We start from the raw sequence: 25,539 nt of genomic DNA on the forward strand, positions 1-25,539 counted from the left end.
TTTTATAGCCCGCAAGGGCAGGAAGACGCGAATAACAGTCGCTTCCCCAGCGAAATACCCTTTGATCAACCGGCCAAGCGTCAATTCAGAGGCTTGTTCAGCGTTGCCTTAACTCCTCCGAAGGAAATCCTCATGTCTCATCCTGTTGTCCTGATTACCGGTGCGACGGCTGGCATCGGCCGCGCGACGGCGCTTGCCTTTGCGGCCAAAGGCGCGCGACTGGTCTGTTCGGGGCGGAACGCTGCTGCCGGAGAAGCCCTCATCGCGGAACTGCGGCAGATGGGCGCGGAAGCGGACTTCGTGGCGGCCGATATCGCCCGTGAAGACGATGTCATCCGTCTTGTCGATCATGCCGTCGAGCGCTTTGGAGGTCTCGATATTGCCGTGAACAGTGCCGGAACGGAAGGAACGCCGGGATCGATCGTCGAGCAGACCGTCGAGACGTACACGACGGTTTTCGATGCGAATGTCCTTGGGACATTCCTCTGCATGAAGCACGAGCTGCGCGTGATGAATTCGCAAAAGCGTGGGGCGATTGTCAATCTCTCCTCCACCATGGGCAGCCGCGGCAACCCGCGAAATCCGATGTACGTGGCAAGCAAGCACGCGATCGAAGGCCTCACCAAATCGGCGGCGCTCGACGTCATCAAGTCGAATGTCCGCGTCAACGCCGTGGCGCCGGGCCCGATTGAAACGGAAATGCTCGGGCGCATTGCCGGCGGCGCGGACCGGGTCGCGGCCGTCGCCGCAACCATCCCCGCCGGACGTGTTGGCACGCCGGAAGAAGTCGCCGATGCGATTATCTTCATGGCATCCGAACAGTCCGCATACATCACGGGCCAGATCCTGCACGTGAATGGTGGGAAGACAGCCGCGTAGTGTCGGGGACTGTCAAGCTCATCTGGCGGGCTTCCCTGCCGCCCTGACGGGCGGCGGGGCTAAAGCGAATCTGCCAACCGGCGTTGTCACCCTGGCGCACTCGAACTGGACCCGGGTTGACGTTGCCAGGCGGCTGCTTGCGCAGCGGAGCCGACCGCTGAACTGCCTGCCTATGGTCTGAACGAATGGTTTGTGGCCGGCTGCGGCCCCTTCACTTGAGCGCTCGCTCGGGAGATCCTATGCTGCAGGGGGGAACGCGAGCGGACCATGCACCATTCGGAACTCCAGCCCGGCACACTGTGGCCGGCCATCGTGCAACGAACGGCGCACGCCCTGCAGAGTGGGGCGTTGTGTCCGATCGAAACGGTCCAATCGTCGATCGAGGACGGCGGCGTGCGGTTCCTGGTCCGCCAGGTGTCGAGCCTGGCCCGCAAGGACAAAATGCGCGGAACGGGTACTGCCGGGGGGAATCCCTTCCTTCCCTACGACCCTGATCTGCTGGTTGCGGATATCTCCGATACCCATGTGGCGTTGCTTAACAAGTTCAACGTCATCGAGCATCACCTGCTCATCGTCACGCGCCGCTTCGAACCGCAGGAATCATTGTTGACCGTGGCGGACTTTGCCGCGCTGCTGGCCTGCATGGCGGAGTTCGGGAGCCTGGGCTTCTACAACGGTGGGGCCGCCGCCGGAGCGAGCCAGGCCCATAAACATCTGCAGGCCGTACCGCTGCCGCTCGCCGAGTCGGGCCCGTCGTTGCCAGTCGGCCCCTTGCTGGACGCGGCGCGAGTCACCGGCACCATCGGCATCGTCCCCGGTCTGGCCTTTGCCAATGCCTTCGCGCCGCTCGACATCTTTGCTGCGCCGCAGCGCGACAGGGCATGCATCGTATGCGAACGCTACCGCGCACTGCTCGATGCGGTTGGCATCCGGGCGATCGATGTGGATGGCAGCCTGTGCCAGTCAGCGCCATACAACCTGCTGGTGATGCCGGCAGGGCTACTGCTGGTGCCAAGATCCAGCGAATTCGTCGAAGGCATCCCGGTGAATGCTCTGGGGTTCGCAGGCTCGTTATTTGTGCGGGACGTGGCGCAGATGCGGATCATTGAGAGGCTTGGTCCAATGAGTCTCCTCCGGCGAGCCGCGGCGGCGGCTGGGTAGGGATGCGACGCATGTGAGTGACCGGTGACCGGTATGCTGCCGTTGTGCGAGACAGTACTAACGTCAGGGCCCTGGCCATACGGACGCGCCCACGCGAGTATAGTCACGAATGGCGCTCGCGCGGGCTCGGGTGCAGGAGAGTTCCCGCGCAAGCGCTGACGCAGTGCGCACCGAGCGCTGCCTACAGGAGTTCCCCTTCGCTTTGTGCCGCATTGCGTCCCAGCATGACTTCCCAGGCCCGCTTCTCCGTCCGTCTGTTTGGCGAGTTCCAGCTCGACGGCGCTGACGCGCCCCTGTTCAACGCAAACTCCCCCCGCTTGCTGGCGCTGCTTGCCTGCCTGGTCCTGCATCGCGACGCACCGCAGACGCGGCAGCAGCTCGCCGTACTGTTCTGGCCCGATTCCTCGCAGGCACAGGCGCGCAATGCCCTGCGCCAGTTGCTGTTTCAGCTGCGCAAGACCTGGCCGGAGGCGGATCAGTTTGTGCAGGCCGATGCGCAAACGGTGCGATGGCTGCCCGATTCGGTGCTCGACCTCGATGTAGCGCAGTTCCAGTCCGCGCTTGCGGCTGCGGCCAGGGCCGCGAGGCACGGCGACGCAGGCGCTGAAGAAGAGCTGCTGACGCATGCCGCGGATCTCTATCGCGGCGACCTGCTGGCCAACTGCTATGACGAGTGGATCCACCCCGAGCGCGAAAGGCTGCGCGAACAGTGCATCGCGGCGCTCGCGCGCCTCGCTCAACTGAGCGAGGACCGGCGCGACTATGCCAAGGCGCTGAAGTACACACAGCAGTTGCAGCGGCTCGACCCGTGCCGGGAACCCACCTGCCTGGCGCTGATGCGCCTGCATGCGCTGAACCACGATCACGCATCGGCCATGCGCGCCTATCGCAGCTGTGTGGAAACGCTCGCCCGCGAACTGGGCGTCATGCCCGGCGAAGCCATGCGCGAGGCCTATGCGCGGCTGGCTGCGCAGGCCGGGTCAATGCAGCGCCAACGCCCGCGGGATGCGATGCTGCCAATGATTGGCCGGCATGGCGAATGGCGCCGGCTGCTTGAAGTCTGGCAGCGTACCCAGCTGGGAGACAAGCAGTTTGTCCTGATCCTGGGCGAAGCCGGCATCGGCAAATCGCGCCTGGCGGAGGAACTGCTCGTCCATCTGGCCGAGCAAGGGATCACCGTGGCGCATGCGCGCGCCTATGCGGCCGAGGGACAGCTCGCGTTTGCGCCGGTGACCGGCTGGCTGCGCAGCCCTGCCCTGAGCGGCGCCATCGGCAAGCTCGACAGACTGTGGCTGACCGAGGTCACGCGCCTGTTGCCCGAACTCCTCACGCAGCAATCCGGATTGTCGCCGCCGTCGCCACTGACCGAATACTGGCAACGCCAACGGTTCTTCGAGGCGCTTGCGCGAGCGGTGCTTGCGCACGGCGGGCCGCTGCTGTTGCTGCTCGACGACCTGCAATGGTGCGACGGCGAGACGCTCGAATGGCTGCGCTTCCTGATGCGTTCCGACGCGACGGCAAGGCTGATGCTGGTCGCAACGGCGCGCCCCGAGGAAATCATGCCGCGCCACGCGGCGAACCGGCTGCTGGACGCACTGCGCCGCGACGACCAGTTCATCGAGATTTCATTGGGGACACTCGATGCCGCCGAAACGGCAAAGATAGCGGCTCAGATCCTGAACCGGCCGCTGGCCGACACGGAGGCAACCCGGCTGTTCGAAGAGAGCGAGGGCAACCCGCTGTTTGCGGTCGAAATGATGCGGGCCCGCTCCGACACCACGCCGGTCGGGGACGCACAGGGCGGCGTGGCCTCGAAGTTGCCGCCCAAGGTTTACACCATCATTTCGAACCGGCTCGCACAGCTGGCTCCGGGCGCCCGCGAGATCGTCGGGGTTGCCGCGATCATTGGCCGGGCCTTCACGACCGACATGCTCGCCCAGGCAAGCGACCTCGGCGAAGCTGCCCTGGCAGGCGCGCTGGACGAACTGTGGCAGCGGCGCATCGTGCGCCAGACCGACGGTGGCGGCCTGGCGTTTGACTTCAGCCATGACAAGATCCGCGACGTGGCATACGCCGAAGTGAGTCCGCAGCAGCGCCGCCGCCTGCATCTGCGCGTGGCGCGGGCGCTCGAGCAGGCCTCGGGCGATGGGCCCGACGCGGCAAGCGCGCAGATCGCCTCGCACTATGAGCAGGCGGGCCTGCCAGCCCAGGCGGCGGCATTCTACCGGCGCGCGGCCGGCGTTGCGCAGCGTGTGTATGCCTATGACGATGCCATCGCGTTGCTGACGCGCGGGCTGGTGCAGGCGGACCGGATTGCCGATGCGCAGGAGCGCGCCAGTCAATCGCTGGCCCTGCAACTCGACCTTGCGCCGCCGATTCGCATCGCCCGAGGCTGGGCCGCCCCGGAACTGGAGGCGCCGCTGCGACGCGCGGTGGAACTGAGCCGGCTGGCGGGCGACACCAGTCAGCAGGCACGCGCCCAGGTCAGCCTTTCATTTTTCCTGGTAGTGAGGGCGGAGCTTGCGCAGGCACGCAGCCTGAGCGAGGAACTGATTGCGGGACTGGGGCCGCTGGGCGCCGGTACTTACTCGGTGATGGCATGGACCAGCGTCATGGGTAGTCTGGTCCAGCAGGGCGACTGGATGGCTGCCGAGCCCGCGTATCAACACGCGCGCGGCGCTTATGACGAGGCCCAGCACGCCGAGCATGCGTCCCTCATGGGCGGCAACTTTGGCGTGCTGGCCGCCGCGTGGTCGGCGCACGCATTGTGGTTCCGGGGGCTTGCCGATCAAGCCCTCCAGCGCGGAGAGGAAGCGCTGGAGGTGGCGAACCGGGTCGCACACCCGTTCTCCCAGGCGCTCGCGCTGTCATATCTCGCGACGCAGCACGCGCTGCGGCACGAGCACGGCTTCACGCTGCACTATGCCCGCCAGGCACGCGAGATCGCCGAGCAATACCACGTAGGCTACTACCTCGCCTGGGCAGACATGCTGCTCGCCTGGGCGAACGCGAAACAGTCGCCCGGCGCCGACGCCGTGGCGGCGATGCGGGCGGCGATCGAAGGCTTTCACGCGACCGGCGCACGCCTGCGCATGCCGCTCTATCTGGCCATGCTGGCTGAATGCCTGGGCGACGCGGGAGAGACCGAGGCTGCACTGGCGGCTTTGGACCAGGCGTTCGAATGCGCCGCGCGCACTGGCGAGCACTGGGTGGACGCCGAACTGTACAGGCTGCGCGGTGAATTGCTGCTACGCAGCAGCGCCAACCTTGCCGAAGCCGAGTCATCGTTGCTCAAGGCGATCGAGATCGCCGCAGACCAACGCGCGCTCCCGCTTGAACTGCGTGCCGCCCTGTCATGGGCAACGCTGCGCACTTCGCAGGGGCAAGCTTCGCACAAGGTGGTCGAAGCGCCGCTCGCGCGATTCACCGAGGGCTTCGATCAGCCCGACATCGTCAGGGCACGGACGTTACTCGCGCGTTAGTTCCGGCCCGGCCACCGCGCGCCGTCGGGCGGCGGAATCCCCCATGTAACGGCTCACCTAACGCTTTCGAAACGCCGAGGTTGCTACAACTCCTGCATACCAGCCGCATACCAGCCGAACAGGAGGCAACCATGGAAGCTTCGTTGAGCGAACCCGTCGCAAGCGCACTCAAGGCGCATTTTCGGGGACAACTGATTCAGCCGGGCGACGCGGCTTACGAGCAGGCGCGTGCCGTGTACAACGGCATGATCGACAAGCGCCCTGCGCTCATCGCGCGCTGCGTCGATGTCGCGGACGTGGTCGCGGCGGTGAACGCCGCGCGCGACGGCGGGATGCTGCTGGCCGTGCGTGGCGGCGCGCACAATGGCGCGGGGCTCGGCACATGCGATGGCGGACTGGTGATCGACCTGTCGCCAATGAAGGGCGTGTTTGTCGACGCCGCACGCAAGACGCTGCGGGTGGGCGGCGGCTGCACCTGGGGCGATGTGGATCACGCCTCCAGTGCCTATGGGCTGGCGACGCCGAGCGGCTTCATCTCGAGCACCGGCGTGGGCGGACTGACGCTCGGCGGCGGCATCGGCTACCTCAGCCGCGCCTACGGCCTGACGATCGACAATCTGCTCAGCGCCGAGGTCGTGCTGGCCGACGGGCGCATCGTCACCGCAAGCGACAGCGAGAACGCCGACCTGTTCTGGGCATTGCGCGGCGGCGGTGGCAACTTCGGCGTGGTGACGTCGTTCGAGTTCAAGGCCCATCCCGTTGCCACGGTCTATGGCGGCCCGATGCTGTGGCCGATGGAGCAGGCGCGCGAGCTGATGAAATGGTGGCGCGACTTCATCCTGGACGCGCCGCAGGACATCAATGGCTGGTTCGGCTTCGTCACGGTGCCGCCCGCACCGCCTTTCCCGGAGGAAGTCCACCTGCAGAAGATGTGTGCCGTGGTGTGGTGCTACACCGGGCCGCTCGATCAGGCCGAAGCGCATTTCCGTCCGATTCGCGAGGCCATGCCGCCAGCGGTGGACTTTGCCGGACCCATCCCCTGGCCGGTCCTGCAGAGCCTGTTCGATGGACTGTATCCGGCGGGCCTGCAGTGGTACTGGAAAGCCGACTTCGTCAGCGACCTGAGCGAAAAGGCCATCGATCTGCACATCAAGTACGCGCAGCAGTTGCCGTCGATGCACTCGACCATGCACCTGTATCCGATCAATGGCGCGGCGCATCGCGCCGGATGCGACGAAACGGCCTTCAGCTACCGCGATGCCAGCTTTGCCAGCGTGATTGTCGGCGTCGATCCCGACCCGGCCAACAACGATCGCATCGTGCAGTGGGCGAAGGACTACTGGCTGGCCCTGCATCCGCACTCTGCCGGCGGTGGCTACCTCAACATGATGATGGACGAGGGCAATGACAACGTGAAGGCGTCCTATCGCGACAACTATGCGCGGCTGGCGGAGATCAAGCGCAAATACGATCCGGCCAACCTGTTCCGCGTGAACCAGAACATCAGGCCCGCCTGACGCAACACGCTTGCGACATGGGCGCAGCTACCGGTTGCGCCCTGTACCAGAAGTCCGGCGCGAAGCCGCTGCCACGATGGAATGGCAGCCGGCCCGCGCCTGGCAACGGCTTGCACGGCAGAGGCGATCCCGTGCAGGCCATCGCATTTCCTAGCTGATCGCCTGCACGAGGAGTGCCGTCGCGGCAACGCCGCCGACACCCCTGTTGGAGATAGCAATGCACAAGACTCTTGCCAAGACCCTGCTTGCCGCTGCCGCGCTTGCCGCATTTGCCGCCGGGCTCAGCCAGACCGCCCACGCCGGTGCCTATGCAGATGCGCTGATCGTTGCCGCGCCGGGACACAACGGCCCGCGCGACGCCTTTACCGATGGCGCGCACCGTCCGGCCACCGAGGCCACCATGTTGCCCGTGGTCGCGCAGCAGGGCCGGTCCGTGTGCGTGGTCCGTGGCTTTGATCCGTACCGCGACGGCATGCGCAAACCTGATCCTTACACCGATGGCGGCCGCGTCGGCTCTCGCGATGGCTTCACCGACGGCGCGCGCAGCGATGCGCGCGACGGCGGGGAGTGCCGGTCCTGAGCAGGGCAGGGCAGAGCAACGGCGCGTGCCAACCGTGTCGATCACCGTCGCCGGTAAGAGCCAGGCGTGCTGCCCGTCGACACCTTGAACGCCCAGTTGAACGCACAGGTCAGGCAGGCTTCGCCCGGACGTCTGGAACTGCCCCGTTGGGACTCAGCCAGACTGAAGGGCGCGCGCCATGGACAGAACCGGTCTTGGCACGTTGCTCCTCACCGTTATCCGGCGAGTGTCGCCTTTATTGTCGGACAACACCGGATCTCCCTTGAAGACGTAACGTGCCTGAAGTGATGTCTCCAGAGGCCAATGCCGAGCTGTCCCGATCGATCCAGCGAAGAGCCGACTGTCAGGTCCGCAATCAGGGTTGGCCGGAGGCCCGCATCGAACAAGGCAAAGCCGGCTGCCAGTACGCAGGTTTCGGTCTGAAGGCCGCAGACGAGCGTGCGGTCCGGCTCCAGGCTCTTGAGGCAGGCAATGGTTTCCGCCGAAGGGCAGTAGCCATGCTTGATAAATACAATATCGGCCGCTACCAGGCTGTCGTCCGACGGGCCTGGATGCCACCCCAATTGACGGGCAAATGGTGTCCGGCTTTCGTCGTGCCGCTCGACGGTCGCAACGGATGGCATGAGGCCAAGAAGTGATCGCGCGCCTTCGACAAGCCAGGAGGGCGGTGAAAAGGAGGGTTGAATGTCGATGATGAGCAAGGCCTGGCGCATTGCTTTCGGTCTGACGCGATACTGCCTTGCAGTCTGGCAGTCCAAGCGCAAGTGTCGGGGCACCGTTGACGTCTGCATGGCATAGGCTCTTGTGGGCGTTTCCGGGGCGCGATGGCATCACAGCCGCGCCTGCGTCCGCAAGTCTCGCGCACGCAGGCCTGCAACGTTCAAAGATCCGCGCCCGATGTCGTCGGCTGAGCGCATGCGAGTGACGCATTGGCCTGGATCCGGTCAATCCAGATGGATTGCGACGCCAGTACCGCCTCGGCTGGCATGCCTACCAGATCCGCATAGACTGCGGGCGCCGTGGCACCTTCGGTGCTGATCAGCAAGATCCGGGCATTGGCGTCGAGGGCAGTCTTTGCCCGCAACTCGGGCAGCTCGGTCAAGTGGATCAGCCCGGCGAGCCCCGCCGCACCGGACTCCCCGCTGACGATCGGGATGTCCTGCGTAGTTCCCTCGGCCAGCAAGCGCATGGCACCAACCGCTTCCCGATCGGAGATCGTGATGAAGTAATCCACGGCGGGCGCCAGGAATCGCCATGCCAGTGGCGATGTTTCGCCGCATGCCAGGCCGGCCATGACGGAGTCGACCGATCCTGTCGCGCGGTCAGCCCGGCCGTGGATCGCGCTCTGGTACAGGCAATCCGCCTGCTCCGGCTCCACGACGACGAAGATCGGCCGCTTCACGCCGAACACTTCGCAGAAATAGCTGACGATTCCCGCCGCAAGGCCACCCACCCCGCCCTGCAGGAAAACGTGGGTGTAAGGACAATCGCTGTCTGCCGAGGTGTGATCAAGCTGCTCGATGATTTCCGCGGCGATCACGCCATAGCCTTGCATGACGTCGCGGGGGATCTCCTCATAGCCCTCGTATGACGTGTCGGATACCACGTACCAGCCGTTTTCGTCGGCCAGCCTGGCGGCTTCCTGCACGGATGCGTCATAGTTGCCGCTGATGCGGACCACTTGCGCGCCGAGCGCCGCGATAGGGGTCTCGCGCTCCTCGCTGACATTGGCATGCAACACGATGACGCAGCGGCATCCGATGCTTTTTGCCGCGGCCGCGAGAGACCGCCCGTGGTTGCCGTCCGTGGCGCTGATCACGGTGAAATCGCGCAGCGCGTCGGCGTGCAGGCCCTGGAACAGTTCGCGCGCCTGCCAGCCCCGTTCAGGCCATTGCCTGAGGATCAGCCGGGCCAGCGCAACCGGCGCACCCAGGGCCTTGAAACTGCCAACCGTCGCACGTCTGGATTCGTCCTTCAAATGCACCTGGCCGACCCCCAGCCAGCTTGCCAGGCCATCCAGCCGGTAGAGCGGTGTGGGCTCCGCGCTAAGGGCGGACCACGAGGACAGCCAATGTCGGGATTCCCGGGCTTTGGCCACGCTCATGATCTGGCGAAGCGATTCGTCATAGGGCGTGCGACGTGCTGCTGCGTTTTCCACTAGCATGATTTTACCTCGGTAATGAAAAGGAATTCGGGAGAGGACTGTTTGGGGACGGATCGCAAATCGACGGTTCGCCGCGTTACGGCTGCCATGTCACTTCCGCAACGGGCCGGCGACGGAACGGCTTGCCGGTATCGGCCGGATACCCCAGCGTGATGATTCCCTGCGGCTCCCAGTCCTGTGGAAGATCGAGCGCCTGTCGCACCGTATCCGGGCAGAACATCGGCGCGCATAGCCAACAGGCACCAAGCCCGGCGGCGCTGGCTGCCAGCAGCAGGTTCTGGCCGGCCATCGCGGTGCTCTGCACGGCCATCTGGTGCTCGAACCGGTTGCGGCGCTCGTCGTCGTAGCGATCCATGTCGGCCATCGTGAGGCAGACCAGCACCAGGGCGGGCGCGCCGGTCAGCCTGGCGTAGGAGCGTGCCACATCCGCTTCCACAATATCCTCGGGGTCGTTGTCGGCCAGCCGGTCCATGCGCAATTTCCGCCCCATTGCCCGTGCCAGGCTGGCCTTGTCGGCAGCGGCGCGTAACACGACGAAGCGCCAGGGCTGTCGGTTATGGGCGGAAGGGGCGTTGATGGCGGCCTCGAGCAGCCGATCCAGCGTCTGCTCGGGGATGGGGCAATCCAGATAGCGGCGAATGGAGCGGCGGTGCTGCAGCAATGGTGCGCCGCTTGCCTCGGGCTGGCGTTCGATCACGGCTTCGGCGAATTCCAGTCCCATCATGCGGCTCCGGGGATTGGCGCGGCGCGTACCGGCGCACCATTGGCCATGGAGACATCGAGGTCGCGCAACAGCCCGTCGTCGATGCCATAGATCCAGCCGTGCACGGCCAGTGGCTGGCCGCGCGCCCAGGCATCCTGTACCACGGTCGTGCTGCAGACATTGGCGGCCTGCTCGATCACGTTGAGTTCGCACAGTCGATGCTGGCGCGTGAGCGGGTCCGCGCAGTCCTGCAACTCGTCGTGGTACTTGTCGCAGATGTCGCGCATCTGGCGCAGCCAGTTGTCGGTCAGGCCGAGCCGCTGACGCGACAGCGCCGCACGCACGCCACCGCAGCCGTAATGCCCGCAGACAATGATGTGCCTGACCTGCAGAATGTCGACCGCGAACTGCATGGCCGACAGGCAATTCATGTCCGCGTGCTTGACCATATTGGCGACGTTGCGATGCACGAACACCTCGCCCGGAGGCAGGTCGACAATGGTATTGGCGGGCACCCGGCTGTCCGAACAGCCAATCCAGAAATACTCCGGCGTCTGTTGCCGGGCCAGTCTCTGGAAAAAGGCGGGATCGCGCGAGCGGACCTCGGCCGCCCATGCGCGGTTGTTCTGCAAAAGCTCGTTCGGCTGGTCCATCCCAATCCTCTCTCTTTTGCGCGGCGCGCGTTACGCCGCACAGGCGGGAACGGTCGACGGGGCGGGAGCCGGCTTGCGTGACACCAGCGCGATACGCACCGGCTCGGGCGGTGTCGTGACCGAACGCGCCAACGCTCCCCTGCTTTCCGGCGGCGTGCCGTACAGCGTATTGCGCAAGCGGGGCGTGCGGCCCATTGCGCGCAGCATCTCTTCCATGGTCGTGGCTGTCATTTCCTGGCCATGCGAGGCCCCGGCGGCGCGCGAGATGGTTTCGTTCATCAGCGTGCCTCCCAGATCGTTGGCGCCGGCTTCGAGGCAGGCCTTGACGCCCAGCGGACCCATCTTTACCCACGACGCCTGGATATTCGGGATCAGCGGATGCAGGGCCAGCCGCGCAATGGCATGCATCAGCACCGCTTCGCGGAAGGTTGGTCCGGGACGGGCCTTGCCCTTGCGATAGATCGGCGACTCCATGTGGACGAAGGGCAGCGGCACGAACTCGGTAAAGCCGCCGGTCTCCTGCTGCAGCGCGCGCAGCCGCAAGAGGTGCCGTGCCCAATGTTCAAGCCGCTCGACATGGCCGAACATGATCGTGGAGGTGCTGCGCAGGCCCAGGCCGTGTGCCGTGCGCATGACTTCCAGCCATTCCCCGGTCGTGACCTTGTCATGGCAGATGACCTGACGGACCTCGTCGTCCAGGATTTCTGCGGCGGTGCCAGGCAGCGTGCCGAGGCCGGCTGCCTGCAGTTCGGCAAGGAACGCAGGCAGCGATATGCCCTTCGTGCGCGCCCCCTGCCATACCTCGAGGGGCGAGAAGGCGTGCACGTGCATGTCCGGCGCGACGGACTTCACGGCGCGGCAGATTTCGAGATAGGTGTCGCCGGTATAGGCGGGATGGATGCCGCCCTGCATGCAGACCTCGGTTGCGCCGCGGTCCCACGCTTCGCGCACGCGCCGCTGGATCTCGTCGATCGGCAGGTCGTAGGGCTTGCCGCGCAGGTCCTCGCTGCCCTTGCCCTTGGCAAACGCGCAGAACTGGCAGCGGTACGAACAGATGTTGGTGTAGTTGATGTTCCGGTTGACCACATAGCTCACCACGTCGCCGTTCACCTGGCGCCGCAGGTCGTCGGCCGCGGCGCAGACGGCGGAAAACTCGGCGCCGCGGGCTCGGAACAGGCGCACGATCTGCGCCTCGGTCAGCGTCTCGCCAGCCCTGGCCCGCGCAAGGATCTCCCCGATCTCGCCCGCGCCGAGGCTGTCCTGGCTCGCGCTGATCCATGCCAGGTCCCGGGCCGGCGGAGCTTCCTGCGAGCCCGGCGACCATGGGTCCACGCGCGGATAACCGTCGCTGTCGATCAGTTGCAGCAGCGGGGTGTGAAAGACGGGATCCGTCCAGCGCGCCACGTCGCGCACGTGGGAGGGATAGATCGCCAGCCGTTCGGTCAACTCCTTGCCGGCGGCCCGGGTGGCCTGAGCCAGCTTCTCGAGATGCGGCCAGGGCGCTTCGGGGTTGACGTGGTCGGGCGTTACCGGCGACACGCCGCCCCAGTCGTTGATACCGGCGTCGATCAGGGGCTTCAGCGCGCCCGGGCTCAGGTTTGGCGGCGCCTGGAGATTCATCTCCGGCCCGAAGATCAGGCGCGCTGCCGCGATGGTCCACAGGTGGTCGTCAAGCGCGGGGGCACTCGCGCGGGACATCAGCGTGCCCGGCTTCGGCCGGAAGTTCTGCACGATGATCTCCTGGATATGCCCATGCTTCTCGTGCAGGTCACGCAGCGCCAGCAGCGCGTCAATGCGCTCCGCGCGCGTTTCCCCGATGCCGATCAGAATGCCGGTGGTGAAAGGTACCCCCGCTTCCCCCGCGAGCGCGATGGTGCGCAGTCGCGCGGCCGGCTGCTTGTCTGGCGAGCCGAAATGCGGGCCGCCGCGTTCGCACAGGCGGTCCGAGGCGCTTTCGAGCATGATGCCCTGCGAGATCGACACGCTGCGCAGCGCAGCGATATCGCCGGGTTCGAGCAAGCCGGGATTGACGTGCGGAAGCAGTCCGGTTTCGCGAAAGACAAGGTCGGCGGCCTGCGCCAGGTACGACAGTGTGGTCTCGTGCCCGAGTGCCGCCAGCGCGTCGCGCGCGGCGGCATAGCGCAACTCCGGCTTGTCGCCCAGCGTGAAGAGCGCTTCCTTGCAGCCGGCGGCTACGCCGTCGGTGGCGATCTTCAGGACCTGCTCAAGGGAAAGGTATGGGCTCTGCCCCTTGCGCGGCGGGTGCGCGAAGGTGCAATAGTGGCAGACGTCGCGGCATAGCTGGGTCAGCGGAATGAATACCTTGCGCGAGTAGGAGACCACATGCCCGTGCGCGGCGTCGCGGCGCTGCGCCGCGGCCAGCATAAGCGTGGACAAATCTGCGCCGGCCAGCGCGTATGCCTCGTCGTTCGACAGCCGTGCCTGGTCAGCCAGGCGCGAGTATGAGGTGCTCATTTCGGTCAGTCCTTGGGAAGCAGGGAAAGGGCGTCGGCAGGTTCCGGCAGGGGAGCAGGCGTCTGGCTCTCCAGCAGCCGGCGCGAGACACCGCTGGCGAGCAGCCAGGCGTGAGTCTGCGTAGCAGACGGGCGCGCGAGAAAGGCGAGCAGATCGGAGGGGCGATCGATGTCCCGGCCGAAACGCGGCAGGTTCAGCACCTTGGGCGTCAGCCCTGCATCGAGCGCCGCCTGGCGGTGCCGCGCGAAACTGTCGGTCCCGTAGGACAAGGGGATTGCTCCCGGCGGCGAGCAGGCGAGGGCGTTCGTGCCGCCGTCATCGCTCGCGGCCACCAGCGTGACGGCGGGCCGATGGCGGTGCGCCAGCGCGATGATCTCGATGTCGGCCGGGGTAATCCAGGGGACGTCGGCCGGCACCACGAGCATGCCAGCCGCGCCCGCACTGGCAAGACGGCATGCCGCATGCTCCAGTGCCGGCACCAGGCCGGGACTGGCATCACGCAGCACGCCGGCGCCGGCACGCCGCGCCAGATCTGCGGCGAGCGGGTCATCGGTCACCACCAGGATGCCGGCCAGGCATGGACTGTCGGCCAACGCCTGCAGCACATCGGCGTACATGCAGCACGCGAGCGACGCGCGTTCGCCGGGCGAGAGCACGGGATCGAGTCGCTGCTTGGCGTTGCCAAAGCGCTTGACGGGGACTACCGCCCAGAGTCCGGACGCGTTCATTGCACGGCCTCCAGGGTTGCCGGCCGCCGGGCGATCTCGCGGGCAAACACCAGCACCTCGCGCGCCAGGAATTCCTTGTCCTGCAGGCAATGCATCAGGGTCCGTGTCGCCAACACGGGCAGGTCGAGGCGGGCCGCTTGCGGAGAATCCCGTTCGTCGATCACGAGGGCATCGATCACGCCCTGGTAGTGGCTGGCAATCGCCGCTGGCGTGATCTCGGCGCCCAGTTCGCGCATGATCTTTGCAGCCGGTCCCTTGAGCGCATCGCCACCGACGATCGGCGATACGGCGATTACCGGCGCACTGGCGTGCCGAAGCGCCGCCCGCAGGCCTGGCAGCGCGAGGATCGGATCGATGCTGAGATACGGGTTCGACGGGCAGATGACGATGGCGTCGAGCGCAGGGTCTGCGAGCGTCTGCAGTAGTGCCGGATGCGGGCGGGCCTCGGCCGCGCCGGGAAAGTCGATGTGCCGTACGGTGGGTTCGCAGCGCCGCTTGACGAAGTAGTCCTGGAACGGCAGCGCGCCTTCTTCCGTATGCACCAGGGTCCGGACAACGTCGTCGGTCGCCGGCAGGATGGTTGCGTGAATGCCGAGCCGGGCGGCCACGTCCGCGGTGAACCGGCTGAGCGCGATGCCCTTGCGCAGCTGGTGGGTGCGCTCGACATGCATGGCCAGGTCGCGATCGCCGAGCGAGAACCAGTCTTCGCCGCCGATCTCCTGCAGGGCCCGCATGAAATGCCAGGTCTCATTCGCCCGGCCCCAGCCGCGCGCCGGGTCGTTCAGGCGCGCGAGCGCATAGAGCACCGAGTCAAGGTCGGGGCAGATCTTCAGGCCGAGGTGCTCGAAATCGTCACCGGTATTGACGGCGACAGTCAGCTTGCCGCCATCGGCCCGGGTGATGGCGTCGAGGCCGGCGGCGAGCTTTGCCCCGCCCACACCGCCGGACAGCGCGACGATGTTCGGCCTGCGCTGGCTGCCTGCCGTGGATTGCTGTGGTGCATGCATGGTGGCTCCGGGTTCAGCGAAACATGTCGATCTGCCTGGGGCGCAGCAGCGCCGAGGCGCTGCATGCGGGGGCTTGCCACGCCAGGCCGCGCAGATGGATGGCCGGCCTGCCCGCATCGGTCTGCCCCATCAGCAGCGAGGCGGCGGCGGCAATTTCGTCGGCAAGGGCGATTTCCGTCACGCGCATGTCGCGCCCGTACAGGTCTGGCTGGCCGATCAGATTGACGAGCGATGGCAACCCGGCGGCGCCAAGCGCCACGCCGACCACGCCGTTGCGCCAGGGCCGGCCGAAGCTGTCGTTGATGACGACACCCAGGTCGACGCCGAAGGCGTCGTCCAGTCGGGCCTTGAGCTGCGCGCAACTCGCGTCGGGGTTGCGGGGAAGCAGCAACGCACGCTCCTGACCATCCGGGTGCGTGATGTTCGACTGGTCGATGCCCGCGTTCGCCATCACGAAGCCAAGGCGATGCTCGACCACCAGGACGCCCGGCCGGTAGCGTACGACTTCGGTGCTTTCGGACAGGATCAGTTCGACCATCCGTGCGTCCTTGCCGACCTCGGCGGCCAGTTGTTGCGCGCGCGTTGATGGCACGATTCCGGCAAGCGGGACATAGCGCCCCTCGGCCTTGGAGACGACTTTCTGGGCGATGACCAGCACGTCGCGGTCGCGCGGCACAATATCCGCGCGCCGCAGGCCGTCGATCAGCACGCCAGCCAAATCGTCGCCGGGCTCGATCATGGGGATGTCGGGCAGGGCGGTGAGCTGAAGTTTCGCGCCAGTCATCGTCCAGTCCTTACGCGTTTGCGCAAGCTGCGGTGGCAGCGATGCCTGCAGTGCCGGCATTGTCGGCAACGTCGGCAACGTCGGCAACGTCGGCAATACCGGTAATGCGAATGCCGGCGCAATCGACCTTGTAGCGGCGGTTGATGCCGATCAGGATCGATGTCATCGCCTCCGCGGCGGCGGAGTTGGCAATGGGACCCGCATCGATGCCGCGCATGCCGATCGCCGCGGTCAGGCCGATCACGGCATCGCGCGCCTCCTTGTCATTGCCGCAGACCAGCACGTCGCAGCCGATGTCCCCGCCGCTGTGGAGCTTGGCCGCCCCGACGTTGTGAAATGCGGAGACGACCCGCGTCGCGGGGCCGAGCCGCTCCTGCGCGATCTGGCCGGCCGAGCCCTGGGGCGGCAACTGGACGCTTGCCACCTTGGGCGGCACCAGCGGCACGACGGCATCGACAACGATCTTGCCAGGCACCACCGGCCGGATCTCGTCCAGCGTGATGTCGTGATGCGAGAAGGGAACGGCGAGGATGACAATGTGCGCGAGCGTGGCCGCGGCGACATTGTCTTCGCCGCGGACGGCTGGCGCGCCGTTGCCCGGAAGGATTTCGCGCGCGGCGGCCCTGGCCTTGTCGGCCGTGCGCGACCCGATGATGACGGGATAGCCGGCGGCGGCCCAGCGCCGGGCAAGGCCCGAGCCAAGGGCGCCGGTGCCACCGATGATGGCGAGAGTGGGACGGTCGATCATGGACTGCTCCTTTGGAATGCTTGTCAGCACGAAGCGAAAGGTTTTCCCCTCAACCCGCAAGCGGTGGAAGGAGGGGGACTCAAGGGCTACGGTGTCCGTCTCGGACCCTTACCCAAGCGACATCTCGGTAAGCGGAACCACCTTGACGCCGGCTGCCTCCAGCGCCTGGCGCACCGTGCGGGCCAGCTCAATGGCGGTCGGCTCGTCGCCGTGGACGCAGAGACTGTCGACGCGGCGGGGAATGCGCTTGCCGTTCCGCGAGATGATTTCGCCTTCCACCACCATGTGCACGACCTGGCGGGCCGCGGCATCGGCATCCTTGATCACGGAGCCAGGCACCTTGCGCGAAGTCAGGTTGCCATCGTCCTCATAGAGGCGGTCGCAGAATCCCTCGCGGGCGAGCGGCAGTTCCAGCCGCACGGCGGCGGCTTCCATCTCCGAGCCGGAGAGCGCCACGTAGATCAGGTTCCGGTCGACGGCCTTGATCGCGCGGCCAATCGCCATGGCGTACTCGGCGTTCTCCGCCGCCATGTTGTTGAGCGCACCGTGCGGCTTGACGTGCGTGACCTTCTCGCCGACACAGGCGGCCATCGCCTGCAGCGCGCCGATCTGGTAGGCGATCAGGTTTTCCAGGTGGTCGGGGTGCATGTCGATACGACGCCGGCCGAAGCCCCAGAGATCGTTGAAGCCCGGATGGGCGCCGATGCTCACGCCCTCTTCCCTGGCCCGCTGCACCACGCGCCGCATCGTGAGCGGATCGCCCGCATGGAACCCGCAGGCGATGTTGGCCGAGCGAATGATCTTCAGGATCGCGTCATCGTCGCCAATGTCATAGGCGCCGAAGCCTTCCCCCATATCGGCGTTCAGGTTGACGGAAATCGTCATGGTGTCCCTCCTCAGAGTGTTTGTCGTTTGCCTGGTGCCCGCCGGGGTAAGCATCCGTTCTGCGAGCCTTCCGATTTAGTGTAAGATACTAAAGATAGAAAGACAATAAGATGAGCAGATAGATTGACGTGGACATGAAGGAGAAAGCGCATGGACGTACGGTTTCTTTCCGCTGGCGATACCGCCCTGGTCGTCGAGTTCGGCGACGGGATCGACCGCTTGCTGAGCGAGCGGGTGCTGCGCCTCGGCGCGCTGGTGCGCGAGCAGGCCTTGCCTGGCGTGGTGGAGGTGGTGCCGACCTTTCGCTCGCTGATGGTTCACTACAACCCGCTTGCCACCGGCGGCGCGGCGCTGACCGGGCAGTTGAAAGACTTGCTCGACGGCGGGGCGGCCGCCACCGGCGAGGCAAGGCTATGGCGGATTCCCGCCTGCTATGAGCCGACGCATGCGCCCGATCTGGAGGACGTGGCGCGGCAGACGGGCCTGACGCCGGACGAGGTGGTCCGGTTGCATGCCGGTACGCGCTTCCATGTCTACATGATCGGCTTCGTGCCGGGTTATCCCTATATGGGTGACCTGCCGGACCAGCTTGTGTTGCCGCGCCGCGCCAACCCGCGCATTCGTGTAGCGGCGGGATCGATTGCGATCGCCGCCACGATGACGGCGATCTATCCGCTCGAGAGCCCTGGCGGCTGGCACCTGATCGGGGCTACCCCGGTGCGGCTGTTCGACGCCGGCAGTGCTCGCCCGGCCTTGCTCGGTCCGGGCGACAAGGTGTGTTTCGAGCCGGTCAGCGGCGGCGAGTTCGAGAAGATCCGTGCGGCCTGCCAGGCCGGTGGCTATGAGGTTCCCTGCGAGGTGATACAGGCATGACATCCCATATCAAAGTCATCCACCCCGGCCTGCACACTACGGTGCAGGACCCGGGCCGCCGCGGCTTCCAGGATGCCGGCGTGCCGGTATCGGGGCCGCTGGACCGCATCGGCCTGCGTGTGGCCAACGCACTGGTGGGCAATGCTGCCGGCACGCCGGCCCTGGAACTGATGATGCAGGGCCCGGCATGCGAAGTGCGGGCGGATTCGGTCCGTATCGCACTGGCCGGCTGCAACGGCGAAATCGAGATCAACGGCGCCAGCGGTGGTGGCCGGCGCATCGTCGCTGCGGGGCGCAGCGTGCGCCTGGTGCGTGGCGATACGTTCCGCATCGGGAGTCTGGGCGAGTCGGCTTGTGCGTACCTCGCGATCGAGAGCGGGATAGCGGTCGATGCCGTGCTTGGCAGCGCCTCCACCTATGTTCGCGGCGCCTTCGGGGGCTGGCATGGGCGGGCGCTTGCACCCGGTGACGAGATCGCGCTGCATGCGGCGTCGGTGCCGGACCGGGCCGAGCGCATGCTGGCGCACCCATGTGACGCCGGCCTTTCATCTGCCATTCGCGTCGTGCTCGGGCCGCAAGCCGACTATTTCGATGACATCGCCATCCAGGAATTCCTCGCAGGCGAATATTGCGTCTCGCTGCAGTCGGACCGCATGGGCTTCCGGCTGGAGGGTCCGGCGATCGCCCATGCCAGGGGCCATGACATCGTCTCGGACGGGATCGTCACCGGTGCCATCCAGGTGCCTGGCGTGGGGCAGCCCATCGTGCTGATGGCCGACGCGCAGACGACCGGCGGCTATCCCAAGATCGCGACCGTTATTTCCGCCGATATCCCGCTGCTCGCCCGGCGCAAGCCGGGCAGCACGGTGCGCTTCGCCGCCGTGTCGCTGGAAGAGGCGCAAGCGCTGCGGCGGACCCAGGAGGCAGAGATCGCCGCCATGGTGGAGGGCATCCGGGAAGTCGCGGCGGTCGCCGCCATCAACGTCGCCGCACTGGCGCGCGCGAACCTGACCGCCGGGGTGGTGCGCGTGCGCTAGGTCCGACGCAAGCCGCGTCTTTCACGTTGGCTCGATTGAAGGAGTTCCAGATGACTATTGCACAGAGTAAGGAAATCCACGATTCTGGCCAAACGGACAGCGCCGTCGATATAGAATCCTATTATTGGAATGATAGGAGCATAGGCATGGCAAAAGGACGCGTGACCGAGCGGCGCGGAAAGATCCCGGCTTACATCCAGGTGGCATCCGCATTGCGCCGCCGCATCGAATCGGGCGACTGGCAGCCTCTGCAGCAGATCTCGACACTGGAGGAACTGGAGCAGGAGTTCCAGGTCGCGCGCGTGACGGTGCGCCAGGCGGTGGACCTGCTGGAGAACGAAGGCCTAGTCACGCGCAAGCAGGGCCGCGGGACCTTCGTCAACGAGCACGTCAACGACAAGCGCTGGCTTCAGCTTGCGACCACGTGGGACGGCCTGCTTGCATCCATTCGGGACAACGTGCCGAGGTATATCCGGGTACCGAACCCGCCGGCGTTTCCGCGCCTGGCGGAGGGCGAGGGCAAGCCCGCCTCCAGCTACGTGTTCCTGCGCAGCGTCCAGATGAAGGATGGCACGCCATTTGGTGTGGTCAACGTGCATCTGGCGCGCGATATCTTCGAGAAGGCGCGCGAGGAGTTCACGAAGCACACCGTGTTGCCAGTGCTGGCCATGGTGGAGGGTCTGGAAATCCGGGACGCAACGCAGACCATGGTGATCGGCACCGCTGACCGCGAAACTGCCGAACTGCTCCAGGTGTCGTTGAGCGCGCCGACCGCGGAGTGCCGCTGCGTGGTCATCGACGCGGACGGCGTGGCCGTCTACGTCGCCGACATCACTTACCGCAGCGATTGCGTGAAGCTGACCATCGACCTGCTCGAAGGCCTCAAGCGCCAGCAGAAGGACGGGCGCCGGACCCGGCAAAAAGCCGCCTGAGCGCTGCAAGGTTCCATCTGCCCTTGCGCATAACCTCATATCATCCTATAAATGGTATGTTAGGATGACATGAGGGCGGTTCCAGGTCGCCTGATTCGCGCGCCGGGACGGTGGGTTCCACGTCGACCGGCGCGGAAATGATTCGATCACCGGCGGGCCGGGGCGCGAGCCCTCCGCTCCAGAGTGACAGACAAGGAGACGGTTGATGGCGGAGCAGGGAGTTGGTGCGCGCGTGCAGCGCAAGGAGGACGACCGCCTGATGCGCGGTCGCGGGCAGTTCGTGGCGGATGTGCGCCTGCCGGGCATGCAGGACGTTGCCTTCGTGCGCAGTCCGCTGGCCCATGCGCGCGTGCTGGGTGCGGAAGTGCCGCAATCCTGCCGTGGCTCGGTGTTCATGGCAGGGGACCTGACGGACGTCAAGCCGATTCGCGCGGTGTCCGGGCTGGCGGGCTTCAAGGTGTCGGACCAGCCGGTGCTGGCGACCGGCAAGGTACGGCAGGTTGGCGAGCTGGTCGCCATGTGCGTGGCAGCAACCCGCGCCGAGGCCGAGGATATTGCCGCGATGGTGCGGCTTGAGTTCGAGGAACTGCCGGCGGTCTCGGACATGCTGGCAGGGCGCCACCCGGATGCCCCCCGTTTGCACGAGGCGTGGCCGGACAATGTGTTCCTCGAAACCAACGTCGAGGTCAATATCGACGCCGTGCGCGATGCGCCGATCCGGGTCACGCGCGAGATCCGCACCGCGCGCCAGTCGATGGCGCCGATGGAAGGGCGTGGCGTGGTGGCCTACTGGGACCATCGCCTCGAACAACTGACGGTCTACACCGCGACGCAGATGCCCCACATCGTGCGTACCGGCTTGTCCGAATGCCTCGGGCTGGACCAGGGCCAGATCCGCGTGATCTCGCCGGATGTGGGCGGGGGCTTCGGCTACAAGGGCATCCTGCTGCCGGAGGAAGTGGCGCTCGGCTGGCTGGCCATGCGCACCGGCACGCCGGTGCGGTGGATCGAGGACCGCCGCGAGCATCTGACCGCGGGCGCCAACTGCCGCGAACACTACTACCGCATCACCGGGTATGCCAGTCGCGACGGCCGCCTGCTCGGCATCGACTGCGAGGCCACGGTGGACTCCGGCGCCTACTCGGCCTATCCGTTCTCCGCCTGCCTGGAGGCGGCGCAGGTCGCCAGCATCCTGCCTGGCCCTTACGATTTCCCGTCCTACCGCTGCAAGACCTTTTCCGTTGCCACCAACAAGAGCCCGATCCTGCCCTATCGCGGCGTGGCACGCACCGGGGTCTGCTTCGCCCTTGAACTCATGCTCGACGCGATCGCGCGCGAAGCCGGCGTCGAACCCTACGAGGTCAGGCTGAAGAGCCTCGTGCGGCCCGAGCAGATGCCGTTCGACAACATCACGAAGAAGCACTTCGACAGCGGCGATTATCCGCAGGCGCTCCGCCTGGCAATCGAGGCCATCGACATTCCGGCCGTGCGCGAGCGCCAGCGCCGAGGCGAAGCCGATGGCCGGCTGATCGGCCTGGGCGTGTCGATCTACTGCGAGCAGGCCGCGCACGGCACCTCGGTCTATGCGGGCTGGGGCATTCCGATGGTGCCCGGCTACGAGCAGGCTACCGCCAGGCTGACGCCGGATGGTGCGCTGGAACTGCGCATCGGTGCCCATTCCCACGGGCAGAGCCTGGAGACGACATTGGCGCAGGTCGCCAACGAGGTGCTCGGCATCGATATCGCCCGCGTGAAAGTCGTGCATGGCGATACCGCCTTCACGCCGTATTCCACCGGCACCTGGGGCTCGCGCTGCATGGTCATGTCGGGCGGCGCCGTCAAGCGGGCCTGCGAGACGCTGGCGGGGCGGCTGGCGCAGATCGGGGCGTGGATGCTGAAGGCGGACCCGGCCACGGTGACCGTGAAGGATGCCCGTGTCGTGGCGCCGTCGGGCAGCCTCACGCTGGCCGAAGTCGCGAAGACCTGGTATCTGCGCCCGCAGGATCTGCCGGCGACCGTCAACCCCGGAGGGCTGGAGGTGACCGAGGGCTACAAGCCGCTGCGCGATTCCGGCACCTTCGGCTATGGCGCGCATGCGGTCACGGTGGCGGTGGACCCGGAAACCGGCGATGTCGAGCTGCTCGACTATGTGATCGTCGAGGACGGCGGCAAGCTGGTCAATCCGATGGTGGTCGACGGCCAGATCTATGGCGGGACGGCGCAGGGCATCGGCACCGCGCTGTACGAGGAGATGGCCTTCGATGGCTCGGGCCAGCCCCTGGCATCGACGTTTGCCGACTACCTGCTGCCCGGTCCGACCGAAGTGCCGGAGCCGCGCATCATCCATATGGAGACCGTGTCGCCCTATACCGAGTTCGGCGTCAAGGGGATTGGCGAGAGCGGTGCGATTCCGCCGCCGGCGGCCATCTGCAACGCGGTCAACGATGCGCTGCATTCGCTCGGCGCCGAATTGCTGGTGTCGCCGATCACGCCGCGCCGCGTGCTGGAGGCCATCGCCGCCGGCGCGGCAAGCCGGACGGAAGCCCGGGAAGCGGTGCAACTTGCAGCAGGGGAACTGGTATGAAGCCGGCCAAGTTTGACTACGAGCGGCCGGCCGACCTGGCCGCCGCGATCGCGCTGGTGCAGCGCGACGACATTGTCGTCAAGGTGCTGGCCGGCGGGCAGTCGCTCGGACCGATGCTGAACCTGCGCCTCGTGCAGCCCGACCTGCTGGTGGATATCACGGGCATCCCCGAGCTGAAGCGCGTGGAGGAGAGCGACGACGCCATCGTGGTCGGTGCCTGCGTGACCCATGCGGACTTCGAGGACGGCCGCGTGCCGCAACTGACAGGCGGGGCGCTTGCACGCGTGGCGCGGGCGATCGCTTACCGGGCGGTGCGCAATCGCGGGACCATCGGCGGCAGCCTGGTGCATGCCGATCCGTCGGCGGACTGGGTGTCGAGCCTGTCCGCGATCGGTGCGCAGGTCATCCTGCGCGGGCCATCGGGGCAGCGGCGCGTGCCGGTCGACGCGTTCATGACCGGTGTCTTCGAGACCGCGCTGGAACCGGGCGAGATCCTGGAGGCCGTGTGGATTCCCAAGTTGTCGCGCCATGCGCGCTGGGGCTACTACAAGCTCTGCCGCAAGACCGGCGAGTTTGCCCATGCCATCGGCGCCGTGCTGCACGACCCCGAGCGCTCGGTGTGCCGGGCCGTGATCGGCGCGACCGAAGCGAAGCCCATCGTCCTTGCGGATGCGCGCCCGCTGTTCCACGGCGAGCCGCGCGCAGGCCTGTCGAGCCAGTTCGATCCATCGGTGGCGAAGCATTGCCTCGTTGCCGCCGGTCTGGACGACCCCCTGGATAACCAGCTCCACGTGACCGCCCTCAAGCGTGCCGTTGCCCGCGCCGAACAGCCATGAAAACGATCAATCTCACTGTAAACGGCCGCGAGTTTGCCGGCGCGCCTGTCGAACCGCGCACGCAACTCGCCGACTTCCTGCGTGACTCCCTCGATCTGACGGGTACCCATCTTGGTTGCGAGCACGGCGTCTGCGGTGCCTGCACCTTGCTGATCGACGGTGTGCCCGCGCGTTCCTGCATCACGCTGGCCGTGGCCTGCGATGGCGCCAGCGTCACGACCATCGAAGGGATGGACGACGATGACTGCATGCGTGCATTGCGTGCGGCGTTTTCGCGCGAGCATGCGCTGCAATGCGGCTATTGCACGCCGGGCATGCTGGCGTCGGCGCGCGACGTGGTGTTGCGCATGCCCGATGCGAGCGAGCAGGACATCCGCTTTGCGATGAGCGGGAACCTGTGCCGCTGCACCGGCTATGTGGGCATCATCAAGGCGATCCAGAGCGTGATTGCCGAACGCAAGGCAGCGGGCCTGGGCGTGGTGCAGAATCCGCGCACGGAACTGGGGCCGGTCGGGTCGGGGCATGCGCGATGCAGTGCGGCAGGCCATGCAGGCGCGTCCATCGCTTCGCGGCCGCAAGCCGTGAGCACCGTGAAGGCGGCAGGCACTGCCGGCGCCGCGCAGGCTCCTGCCGCGCCGCCGGCCGTTCGGCAGTCACCCGCCGATGCGGGCAAGCCGATGACGACGCTGAACCAGACGTTCACGGTGGATTTCCCGCGTGACGAGGTATGGGAGTTCTTCGGCCGGCTCGGCGAAGTCACGACCTGTCTTCCCGGGGCGTCACTGCTGGCCCCGGCCACCGAGACGCATGTGGAGCCGAAGCTGCGCATCAAGGTCGGGCCGATCGTCGCGGAGTTCGAGGGGGCGGCGGACGTGGAGCGGGATCCGGCCAACTATACCGGCACGATCTTCGGCAGTGCACGCGATACGCGCTCGAGTTCGGCCACGCGGGGCGAGATTCGCTACGACCTGGTCGAGGAGAAGGGTGGCGGCGCAACCCGCGTGGATGTGCAGGTGGGCTTTGCGCTGACCGGGTCGCTGGCGCAATTCAGTCGCTCTAGCATCGTCAAGGACATTGCCAAGCGCATGACCGATGCGTTCGCGGAAAACCTGCGTGCCCGCCTGAGCCAGGCGCGCACCGGCACGCCGTCGGACGGTACACCGGCGCCGGTGCCGCAGGTGTCGGAGCTGAACGCCGGTGCCCTGGTATTTTCGGTGCTGCGGGACCGGATTGCGGCGTTGTTCCGGTCCTTGTTCGGTGGGCGGCGGGGGTAGGGCAGGCAAGCCGCCGACGCCTCGTACGCGCTGGCCCGGTTCCGTCTCCCACCACGGGAGAGGGAGCCGGGCCGCTCGCGCCCAACGTCCCTCGCCGGATTCTCTTGCCAGGTAAACCCCTTCTCGTCGCGCCCGCATTCCTGAAGTAAGCTCGGCATCCTTCGTGAGCACTGCGTGCAACGCGAACATTACTGCCTGTACACGGCAACGCCCCAGATGGCGGGTCACAGGCACGAG

The 25,539-nt window shown here is 66.6% G+C and carries 21 protein-coding genes; 11 read left to right on the forward strand and 10 right to left on the reverse strand.

The features are described from left to right. Positions 1 to 132: 132 nt before the first annotated feature. The 5 genes from KHO22_RS30430 (at position 133) to KHO22_RS30450 (ending at position 7,619) form a co-directional block, all read left to right on the forward strand. Entirely contained in the window at positions 133 to 879 is a 747-nt protein-coding gene (locus tag KHO22_RS30430) for an SDR family NAD(P)-dependent oxidoreductase (protein ID WP_211950940.1), read from the forward strand. Positions 880 to 1,146: 267 nt separating this feature from the next. Continuing rightward, positions 1,147 to 2,040, forward strand: a complete 894-nt coding sequence (locus tag KHO22_RS30435) for an ATP adenylyltransferase family protein (RefSeq protein ID WP_211950903.1) — start codon at positions 1,147 to 1,149, stop codon at positions 2,038 to 2,040. Positions 2,041 to 2,264: 224 nt separating this feature from the next. Continuing rightward, a complete protein-coding gene (locus KHO22_RS30440) occupies positions 2,265 to 5,522 on the forward strand; it encodes an AfsR/SARP family transcriptional regulator (protein WP_211950904.1) in 3,258 nt (1,085 codons plus the stop codon). 131 nt (positions 5,523 to 5,653) lie between these two features. Next, a complete protein-coding gene (locus KHO22_RS30445) occupies positions 5,654 to 7,039 on the forward strand; it encodes an FAD-binding oxidoreductase (RefSeq protein ID WP_211950905.1) in 1,386 nt (461 codons plus the stop codon). A gap of 217 nt (positions 7,040 to 7,256) precedes the next feature. Beyond that, entirely contained in the window at positions 7,257 to 7,619 is a 363-nt protein-coding gene (locus tag KHO22_RS30450) for a hypothetical protein (protein WP_211950906.1), read from the forward strand. 215 nt (positions 7,620 to 7,834) lie between these two features. Here KHO22_RS30450 and KHO22_RS30455 read toward each other — a convergent pair whose 3' ends face one another. The 10 genes from KHO22_RS30455 to KHO22_RS30500 form a co-directional block, all read right to left on the reverse strand. Continuing rightward, a complete protein-coding gene (locus KHO22_RS30455; protein ID WP_338031377.1) occupies positions 7,835 to 8,410 on the reverse strand; it encodes an isochorismatase family protein in 576 nt (191 codons plus the stop codon). Positions 8,411 to 8,499: 89 nt separating this feature from the next. Further along, the gene (locus KHO22_RS30460; protein ID WP_211950908.1) at positions 8,500 to 9,783 is read right to left on the reverse strand and encodes a diaminopropionate ammonia-lyase; all 1,284 of its coding nucleotides are present in this window, start codon (positions 9,781 to 9,783) and stop codon (positions 8,500 to 8,502) included. Positions 9,784 to 9,859: 76 nt separating this feature from the next. Further along, entirely contained in the window at positions 9,860 to 10,480 is a 621-nt protein-coding gene (locus KHO22_RS30465) for a nitroreductase family protein (protein ID WP_230427094.1), read from the reverse strand. 23 nt (positions 10,481 to 10,503) lie between these two features. Then, positions 10,504 to 11,139 (reverse strand): carbonate dehydratase, encoded by a 636-nt coding sequence (gene can, locus KHO22_RS30470; RefSeq protein ID WP_211950910.1) that lies wholly within the window; start codon positions 11,137 to 11,139, stop codon positions 10,504 to 10,506. A gap of 30 nt (positions 11,140 to 11,169) precedes the next feature. Beyond that, a complete protein-coding gene (gene cofH, locus KHO22_RS30475) occupies positions 11,170 to 13,614 on the reverse strand; it encodes a 5-amino-6-(D-ribitylamino)uracil--L-tyrosine 4-hydroxyphenyl transferase CofH (protein WP_211950911.1) in 2,445 nt (814 codons plus the stop codon). A gap of 5 nt (positions 13,615 to 13,619) precedes the next feature. Next, positions 13,620 to 14,342 carry a 2-phospho-L-lactate guanylyltransferase gene (gene cofC, locus KHO22_RS30480; RefSeq protein WP_211950912.1) on the reverse strand — a complete coding sequence of 241 codons (723 nt, stop codon included), beginning with the start codon at positions 14,340 to 14,342 and terminating at the stop codon, positions 13,620 to 13,622. Further along, positions 14,339 to 15,349, reverse strand: coding sequence for a 2-phospho-L-lactate transferase (gene cofD / locus KHO22_RS30485; RefSeq protein WP_211950913.1), 1,011 nt, complete (start codon positions 15,347 to 15,349; stop codon positions 14,339 to 14,341). Before cofD ends, cofC begins: the two co-directional genes overlap by 4 nt. 13 nt (positions 15,350 to 15,362) lie before the next feature. After that, the gene (cofE, locus tag KHO22_RS30490; RefSeq protein WP_211950914.1) at positions 15,363 to 16,133 is read right to left on the reverse strand and encodes a coenzyme F420-0:L-glutamate ligase; all 771 of its coding nucleotides are present in this window, start codon (positions 16,131 to 16,133) and stop codon (positions 15,363 to 15,365) included. Positions 16,134 to 16,143: 10 nt separating this feature from the next. Continuing rightward, positions 16,144 to 16,881: an NADPH-dependent F420 reductase gene (npdG, locus tag KHO22_RS30495; RefSeq protein ID WP_211950915.1), complete on the reverse strand. Its 738-nt coding sequence runs from the start codon at positions 16,879 to 16,881 to the stop codon at positions 16,144 to 16,146. A 108-nt stretch (positions 16,882 to 16,989) separates the two neighbouring features. Continuing rightward, positions 16,990 to 17,766: a LamB/YcsF family protein gene (locus KHO22_RS30500; RefSeq protein WP_211950916.1), complete on the reverse strand. Its 777-nt coding sequence runs from the start codon at positions 17,764 to 17,766 to the stop codon at positions 16,990 to 16,992. A gap of 150 nt (positions 17,767 to 17,916) precedes the next feature. Here KHO22_RS30500 and pxpB point away from each other — a divergent pair, with 150 nt between their 5' ends. The 6 genes from pxpB (at position 17,917) to KHO22_RS30530 (ending at position 25,302) form a co-directional block, all read left to right on the forward strand. Then, positions 17,917 to 18,639, forward strand: coding sequence for a 5-oxoprolinase subunit PxpB (pxpB, locus tag KHO22_RS30505; RefSeq protein ID WP_211950917.1), 723 nt, complete (start codon positions 17,917 to 17,919; stop codon positions 18,637 to 18,639). Next, on the forward strand, positions 18,636 to 19,676 hold the full coding sequence (locus KHO22_RS30510) for a 5-oxoprolinase subunit C family protein (protein WP_211950918.1): 1,041 nt from the start codon (positions 18,636 to 18,638) through the stop codon (positions 19,674 to 19,676). Before pxpB ends, KHO22_RS30510 begins: the two co-directional genes overlap by 4 nt. 146 nt (positions 19,677 to 19,822) lie before the next feature. Beyond that, positions 19,823 to 20,608 carry a GntR family transcriptional regulator gene (locus KHO22_RS30515; protein ID WP_211950919.1) on the forward strand — a complete coding sequence of 262 codons (786 nt, stop codon included), beginning with the start codon at positions 19,823 to 19,825 and terminating at the stop codon, positions 20,606 to 20,608. Between the two features lie 205 nt (positions 20,609 to 20,813). Next, positions 20,814 to 23,192 carry a xanthine dehydrogenase family protein molybdopterin-binding subunit gene (locus KHO22_RS30520; protein WP_211950920.1) on the forward strand — a complete coding sequence of 793 codons (2,379 nt, stop codon included), beginning with the start codon at positions 20,814 to 20,816 and terminating at the stop codon, positions 23,190 to 23,192. Continuing rightward, a complete protein-coding gene (locus KHO22_RS30525) occupies positions 23,189 to 24,028 on the forward strand; it encodes an FAD binding domain-containing protein (RefSeq protein ID WP_211950921.1) in 840 nt (279 codons plus the stop codon). Before KHO22_RS30520 ends, KHO22_RS30525 begins: the two co-directional genes overlap by 4 nt. Next, complete coding sequence (locus KHO22_RS30530; protein ID WP_211950922.1) at positions 24,025 to 25,302, forward strand: xanthine dehydrogenase family Fe-S subunit; 1,278 nt, start codon at positions 24,025 to 24,027, stop codon at positions 25,300 to 25,302. Before KHO22_RS30525 ends, KHO22_RS30530 begins: the two co-directional genes overlap by 4 nt. Positions 25,303 to 25,539: the final 237 nt, after the last annotated feature.

The sequence above is a fragment of the Cupriavidus yeoncheonensis genome (genome assembly GCF_905397275.1).
GTDB classification, from domain to species: Bacteria; Pseudomonadota; Gammaproteobacteria; order Burkholderiales; family Burkholderiaceae; genus Cupriavidus; species Cupriavidus yeoncheonensis.